This window comes from Flavobacterium sp. (assembly GCF_017985075.1).
In the GTDB taxonomy this organism is placed as follows: domain Bacteria; phylum Bacteroidota; class Bacteroidia; order Flavobacteriales; family Flavobacteriaceae; genus Flavobacterium.
In genome coordinates this window covers 24,366-31,273 of record NZ_JAGNYF010000021.1, presented here as the reverse complement: position 1 = coordinate 31,273, position 6,908 = coordinate 24,366, and the positions used below count along the sequence as shown (strand labels likewise).

Sequence of the window (6,908 nt, the reverse complement as noted above, 5' to 3'; positions counted from 1 at the left end):
CTTCCTTCTTTTGCCAAAGTTGCGGCACCAATTATTCTAAATGGCTTGGACAATGTACGTCTTGCAAGCAGTGGAATACAATTGTAGAAGAAATTATACAGAAAGAAGAAAAACAAGCCTGGCGAAGCACTACTTCTGAATCAAAAAAAGTAGCGAAGCCTTTAAAAATTAACGAAATTTCGACTTCGGAAGAAGTAAGAATGAATACCACTGATGGCGAATTAAATCGCGTATTAGGTGGTGGATTGGTTCCAGGTTCTCTTACACTTTTAGGTGGCGAACCAGGAATTGGAAAAAGCACACTTTTGCTTCAAATTTCATTAAAATTACCTTATAAAACGCTTTATGTTTCTGGAGAAGAAAGTCAGAAACAAATAAAAATGCGTGCCGAAAGAATTACGGGACAAACTGATAATTGTTTTATTTTAACCGAAACAAAAACACAAAATATATTTCGTCAAATTGAGGAAATTGAACCTCAAGTAGTAATAATTGATTCGATTCAAACTTTACATACCGAATATATTGAATCGTCTGCAGGAAGCATTTCTCAAATTAGAGAATGTACAGCAGAACTAATAAAATTCGCTAAAGAAACCAATGTTCCTGTCATTTTAATTGGACACATCACCAAAGACGGTACGATTGCTGGGCCGAAAATTTTAGAACATATGGTAGATACCGTTTTGCAATTTGAAGGCGATAGAAATCATGTATACAGAATTTTACGAGCTTTGAAAAATCGTTTTGGTTCTACTGCAGAATTAGGAATTTACGAAATGTTAGGAAACGGCTTACGCGAAGTTAGTAATCCATCGGAAATATTAATTTCTAATAAAGACAATTATCTATCTGGAACAGCAATTGCAACTACAATTGAAGGTATGCGCCCGTTAATGATAGAAATTCAGGCATTAGTTTCTACTGCCGTTTATGGCACACCTCAACGAAGCACAACAGGTTATAATCTGAAAAGATTAAATATGATTTTAGCTGTTTTAGAAAAACGTGCAGGATTCCGTTTGGGAGCTAAAGACGTTTTTTTAAACATAACAGGTGGTATAAATGTAGATGATCCAGCAATTGACTTGGCTGTGGTGGCGGCAATATTATCTTCTAATGAAGACATTACGATTGATAAAGATTTTTGTTTTGCTGGCGAAGTAGGTTTAACAGGTGAAATTCGTCCCGTAAATAAAGTAGAACAACGCATACAAGAAGCCGAAAAATTAGGTTTTTCGACCATTTTCGTATCCAAACACAATAAAATTAATCCAAAAGATTTTAAAATTGATGTGCGATTGGTTAGTAAAATTGAAGATTTAGTGGAACAACTTTTTGGATAAAATAATAAAACAAACCCTCATTCTTAAACTTAAAATATATGAAAAAACGTATCTTAACTATTTGCTTACTGGTATCTGCAATTGCAGTAGCGCAAAAACCAATTTTTACTTCTGCTAAAACAAAATCGGCAACCGTTTATTTTTCTGGTGCTGAAATAACACAGAGTACTTCGGTAAATTTACCTATAGGAACAAGTGAAATCGTTATAAAAAATGTAGCGGATTACTTGAATGAAAATACCGTACAAATTGGCGCACCAAAAAATGTGACTGTTTTGTCTGTTCAGTTTTCAGATAATTATGTTTCTGAATACGAACTTGACGAAAGTAATCCGGCTATTAAAAGAGTTCGAGATAGCATAACCTATGTTCAAAAAGAACTTAAAAAAATACAAATTGATAAAAATTCGCACCAACAAACCATTGAAATATTAGATAAAAATAAAGAAATTCGTGGGGCGAATTCTGGTTTAAATGTAGCTGAACTAATGAAACTTGTTGAATATTACAAATCTAAAAGAACGGAACTTGATAATGCAGTTGTGTTGCTTGCAGAAAAAGAAACAAAATGGAGAAAAACACTTGACGAATTAAACAATAAATTGGAAATTAATACCCAAAAAGAAGAAAAAATATCTGAAGGAAAATTAATTTTACAAGTAATGAATGAAGTTGCAGGAAATGTGAATTTAGACATCTCTTATATTACCAATTCGGCTTCTTGGCAACCATTTTACGATTTACGAACAGAAAATATAACTGCTGCAATTGACCTTGCATACAAAGCAAAAGTAACCCAAAGCACAGGAATCGACTGGAAAAAAGTAAAACTAACCCTTTCAAGTGGTAATCCAAATCAAAATAATGTAGCGCCTTTATTACAAGCTTGGTTTTTAAGATATGGAAATTATAAAGTAATTGAAAACAGACCCAATTCAAATGTTACAAATACATTGCAGGGACAACTAGCTGGGGTAAATGTTACTGCTGCAACTGGGCAACCAGGAGCTAAATCATCTGTTGTAATTAGAGGTGTTGGCTCTATTAATGCTAATTCTGATCCCCTTTATGTAATTAATGGTTTTCCTTCAACTGCTGAAGAATTCAGAAAAATTTCACCAACAAGCATAAAAGATGTTAGAGTAATTAAAGATGAAGAAGCATTATCAGAATTTGGTAATCGTGGTAGCAACGGAGTCATAGTTATTACAACAAAAAATATGAATGATTATACCACAATTGAAGAACAAGAGTTAAATGTCTCTTTCGATATTGATATTCCGTATGATATTTTATCAAATGGAAAAGCACATAGTGTATCGTTAAAAGATATTAAAATTCCAGCAACTTATAAGTACTATGCTGCCCCGAAAGTGGAAAAAGAAGCCTTTTTATTGGCTGAATTAAATGATTATGCAAAATATAATTTATTACCTGGTGAGGCAAATATAGTATTTGAAGGGATGTATGTGGGGAAAACTATGATTAATCCGAACCAAACACAAGATACTTTAAATTTAAGTATGGGTAGAGATAAAAAAATCTCAATTAAACGTGAAAGAATAACAGACAAATCGGGAACTAAATTTTTATCATCATATAAAGAGCAAACCTTTACGTATGATATTACGGTTAGAAATAACAAAAAAGAAGACATTAATATGTTGTTAAAAGATCAATATCCGTTAAGTACCGACAAAGAAATAACCGTAGAGCTATTAGAAAAAGATGGTGCAAAAGAAAATGAAGAAACAGGTGTTTTGACTTGGGAAATTAAACTAAAACCAAATGAAACAAAAAAATATAGAATCAGTTACAAAGTAAAATATCCAAAAGATAAAATAATTGGGAATTTGTAATATTAAGTCTTGTCTTAACAAATAAGTAAGAAACCCTTCGAAAGCGTAAAACTATCGAAGGGTTTTTAATTTAAGGCGCCGGGTTTGGAATTAATTCCTGAATTTTATTAATTTCTTCAAAAACGGTATCAGTTAATCGAACATCAAAAGCATTGATATTCTCTTCTAATTGGTCAATTGTGGTAGCGCCAATTATGGTTGAAGTTACAAATTCTTGATGATTTACAAATGCAATCGCCATTTCGGTTATCGTCAAGCCAAAACTGTGCGCTAAATCTTGGTATAATTTTGTGGCTTTAAAACAATTTTCGTTTGTATAACGTACAAAATTTGGAAATAATTTCATTCGCGAATTGTCTGGAGTGCCATTTAAATATTTACCAGATAAAAATCCGAAACCTAACGGTGAATACGCCAATAAACCAACATTTTCACGCATACCAATTTCAGACAAACCTACTTCGTATAATCTATTTAACAAAGAAAATGGATTTTGAATGGTGGCAATTCGAGGTAAACTGTGTTTTTCACTTTCCATTAAAAACTTCATCACACCCCACGGGTTTTCATTTGAAATACCAATATGTTTTATTTTTCCTTCTTTAATTAATCCATCAAAAACAGTTAAAACTTCAAAAACATTTTCTTGCCAATGGGTATCTAATTTTTCTACACCTCTTTTTTGAAACATATTCATAATACGCTCCGGCCAATGTGTTTGATACAAATCAATGTAATCTATTTGCAAGTTTTTTAAACTTAATTCTACAGCTTCCGTAAGGCTCTTCTTAGAGAAATCAAGTGGTTTACGGATGTAATCCATACCTCTATTTGGTCCTGCAATTTTAGTGGCTATCACTAAATCATCCCTTTTATGCTTGTTTTTAGCTAACCAAGTTCCAATAAAACGTTCGGTACTTCCAAAAATATGTTCGTTTCCACCAATAGGATACATTTCTGCAGTATCAATAAAATTAATTCCTCGTTCTACGGCATAATCTAATTGGAAATGGGATTCGGCTTCAGTGTTCTGATTTCCGAATGTCATTGTGCCTAAACAAGCTTTGCTGACTTTTAATTCGGTATTTGGTAGCGTAGTGAATTTCATTATAAAAATGTATTGAATGACGAAGTTACGAAGTTTAAAAAAGAGAAAAGCAAATGTGATATAGATTTTATTTATTTCAAGATATCCTCTATGATTTTTAAATGATGTTTGGTATGAATCGTTAAAAATTTTTTGGTTTGTTTTACATTTAAATCTTTAAAATAAGGATGATTAAAAAACTGATTTTCAGAAAAAGTATCCAGTTTTAAAACATTATTTTTTGCTGCTGCTAATTTTGCAATTAGTTCCTCTTGAGTAGCAACCTGAGTTGGAATAACCACTTTTGGCGCTTGTGCTTTACCTCTTGGAATTTTACCTGTTGTAAAAACCATAAATTTAGGAAAGGTCCATTTGGGTTTAAATTTAGATGGGTCTGAAATTTCTATCTGACCAATAATGCCATTTATAACCAACAAACAATGATCTATTTGCCAGCCGATAGTGCTGTTGGAGACTTTAGAATTGGTTTTATCAAGATTTGGGAGATAACTTTCTAATTGATGAAGTAAATGTTCAAGTGGTTTCATAATTTCTGAATACAAGAAAGTTGCCTAAAAAAATAATTTCCTCTTAGGCAACTTTTATTATTATTTTAAATCTTACAACTCGTTTAATAACTTAGACAATTCGTCTAATTTTGGTGTTAAAATAAATTCAATTCTACGATTTTTTGCTTTTCCTTCTGCAGAATCATTTGACATTAGTGGCGCAAATTCTCCACGACCTGCTGCCGTTAAGTTTTCTTTTTTAACTTTGGCATTAGCCGATAAAATGGTTACAATTGCTGTTGCGCGTTTGGTAGATAAGTCCCAGTTATTTTCTACACCACCACCTATAGAACCTACAATTTTATCATTATCTGTGTGTCCTTCAATAAGTACCGAAATATCAGGATTATCTCCTAAAACTTTTCCAACTAAATCCACTGCTTTTTTACCTTCTGTTCCAACAGTCCAACTTCCTGATTCGAAAAGCAATTTATTTTCCATAGAAACATATACTTTTCCATCTCTTTCAGTAACGGTTAAGCCTTTTCCTTCAAACGCTTTAAGCGATTTAGATAAGGTTTCTTTCAGTTTTTTCATAGCCGCTTCTTTGTCGGCCATAATTTTTTCTAATTCTGCTAAACGAGTAGATGATTTTAATAAATCGGCTTTCAATTTATTTAACTTATCTTGTTCAGCAGCCATTGCTTTTTGTTTGGCTTCTAAATCGGCTAACAGTTCACGATTTTTTTTGATATTCGCATCTAACGCCTCATTACTATCTTTCTCTAATGCATCGTAAGACGATTTTAAATTGTCTAAACTTTTCTTAGTTGCAGCATAATCAGCAGCCAATTTATCGCGTTCTGCCTTTAATTTTTCTGCTTCCGTTTTGTATTTGTTTAAATCAGTTTGCAAAGTAGAATTATTGGTTTTTAATCCTTCATTTTCATCTGCTAACGCGTTGCGTTCTTTCTTTAAATCGGCAAACTTGTTTTCTAAATCTTGGTAGATTTTTTTGGAAACACAAGATGTACTCAAACTTAATATCGCAAGTCCTAATGTGATTTTTCTTATCATCTTTTTATATATATTTGATTCTGTTCGAATCGGTTATTATTACTTATTTTAAACGTTTTATTTTCTAATTTGGTTGTATATTATTTATCTAACCTATTTCTACCAAAACCGGACAATGGTCTGAATGTTTGGCTTCTGGTAAAATTAGTGCTCTTTTTATTTTATCTTTTAAAGGTTCTGCTGCTAAACAATAGTCAATTCGCCAACCTTTATTGTTGTTTCTTGCATTGGCTCTGTAACTCCACCAACTATAATTATGCGGTTCTTTATTTAGATGACGAAACGTATCAATCATTCCTGTCTTTATAAAACCATCTAACCAAGCACGTTCTTCGGGTAAAAATCCTGATGTTTTTTCGTTTCCTTTTGGATTATGAATATCTATAGCTTCGTGACAGATATTATAATCGCCACAAACAACTAAATGCGGAATTTCTTGTCGCAAGTTTACGATATAATCCTGAATGTCGTCCATATATTGAAACTTATATCCAAGTCTATCGTTATTAGTTCCGGAAGGCAAATACATGCTCATTACTGAAAGGTTTTCAAAATCTACACGGACATTTCTTCCTTCAAAATCCATACTTTCTATGCCAGTTCCAAAAACAATATTTTTAGGTTCCGTTTTACATAAAATGGCGACACCACTATATCCTTTTTTTTGTGCAGAAAAATAATATTGATACGAATAACCCGCAGCCGTTATTTCGTCTGTAGGAATTTGATCTTCAGTAGCTTTGATTTCTTGTAAACAAATTACATCTGGGTTAGCGCTTTTTAGCCAGTCAATAAACCCTTTGGATATGGCTGCTCTAATTCCGTTTACATTGTAAGAGATAATCTTCATTAACTATTTTAATCGTTACATGTTATAAAACTTTTAAAATTATAACAAAAGCATTTCTTTATGTTATATATTTAAAATCCAATTCTCAAAAGTAGAAAAAGTTTTCAATAAAATGTATGATTAAATGAGTAATTTATAAAAAATTTAGCAAAAAATGGCAATTATTAAATTGTTGGCAAT

6 protein-coding genes are annotated in these 6,908 nt (G+C 32.0%); 2 read left to right on the top strand and 4 right to left on the bottom strand.

Annotation, left to right across the window (positions count from 1 at the left end):
* Both radA and KA468_RS06010 read left to right on the top strand, forming a co-directional pair.
* Window positions 1–1,346 (top strand): DNA repair protein RadA (radA, locus tag KA468_RS06015; RefSeq protein ID WP_291242035.1); only part of this gene is annotated, 1,346 nt, incomplete at its 5' end.
* A gap of 38 nt (window positions 1,347–1,384) precedes the next feature.
* On the top strand, window positions 1,385–3,205 hold the full coding sequence (locus KA468_RS06010; RefSeq protein WP_291242034.1) for a mucoidy inhibitor MuiA family protein: 1,821 nt from the start codon (window positions 1,385–1,387) through the stop codon (window positions 3,203–3,205).
* Between the two features lie 70 nt (window positions 3,206–3,275).
* On the opposite strand, the gene KA468_RS06005 is transcribed toward KA468_RS06010, so the two are convergent.
* The 4 genes from KA468_RS06005 to KA468_RS05990 all read right to left on the bottom strand — a co-directional run bounded on the left by KA468_RS06005 (window position 3,276) and on the right by KA468_RS05990 (window position 6,728).
* Window positions 3,276–4,313 carry an aldo/keto reductase gene (locus KA468_RS06005; protein WP_291242033.1) on the bottom strand — a complete coding sequence of 346 codons (1,038 nt, stop codon included), beginning with the start codon at window positions 4,311–4,313 and terminating at the stop codon, window positions 3,276–3,278.
* A 71-nt stretch (window positions 4,314–4,384) separates the two neighbouring features.
* Window positions 4,385–4,840 carry a DUF1569 domain-containing protein gene (locus KA468_RS06000; RefSeq protein WP_291242032.1) on the bottom strand — a complete coding sequence of 152 codons (456 nt, stop codon included), beginning with the start codon at window positions 4,838–4,840 and terminating at the stop codon, window positions 4,385–4,387.
* A gap of 72 nt (window positions 4,841–4,912) precedes the next feature.
* Window positions 4,913–5,878 (bottom strand): OmpA family protein, encoded by a 966-nt coding sequence (locus KA468_RS05995; RefSeq protein ID WP_291242031.1) that lies wholly within the window; start codon window positions 5,876–5,878, stop codon window positions 4,913–4,915.
* Window positions 5,879–5,966: 88 nt separating this feature from the next.
* On the bottom strand, window positions 5,967–6,728 hold the full coding sequence (locus tag KA468_RS05990) for an exodeoxyribonuclease III (protein ID WP_291242030.1): 762 nt from the start codon (window positions 6,726–6,728) through the stop codon (window positions 5,967–5,969).
* Window positions 6,729–6,908 lie beyond the last annotated feature (180 nt).